The 486-nt window shown below is 35.8% G+C and carries 1 pseudogene; it reads right to left on the bottom strand.

Features of this window, described 5'->3' with window-relative positions:
* Positions 1-220: 220 nt before the first annotated feature.
* A pseudogene (locus IHO40_RS05675) lies at positions 221-486 on the bottom strand (UDP-N-acetylmuramate dehydrogenase); the annotation flags it as partial.

Here is a 486-nt window from a genome sequence, read left to right on the forward strand (position 1 = left end):
ACTATAAGTCCTTATCTTACCTCTCTTGGACTATTATGGGAAGGGCTATAAATGTACAGATAACGAAGAAGATAGAGATACTATAAAGAAATCAATGACCAACAAGCGTATAGTTTTTTTATGAGCAAAGACCAAGCTAATAAATTTATAAAGAACACTTTAGAAATTAAGATAGGTAGTGTTGAACAACTGGGAAATACAGCGGCTGTAAAAAAAACGCCTAATAGCTGCCTAAAACCCTTATTTCCCACTCAAGTTCAACGTTAAACTTATCTCTCACTGCATCTCTTACCTTGTTGCCAAGGTTTTCCAAGTCAGATGCAGTTGCATTATTATAGTTGAGTAGAAAATTACAATGTTTCTTAGAAATTTTAGCTCCACCGTTATCTAACCCTCGGCAGCCGGATTTATCAATCAGTTTCCATGCTTGGTAGTCTTTTGGATTTTTGAATATACAACCAGCAGTCTTTCCTCTTATTGGTTGGC

Origin of the sequence: Wolbachia endosymbiont of Mansonella ozzardi, assembly GCF_020278625.1 — a bacterium.
Lineage (GTDB): Bacteria > Pseudomonadota > Alphaproteobacteria > Rickettsiales > Anaplasmataceae > Wolbachia.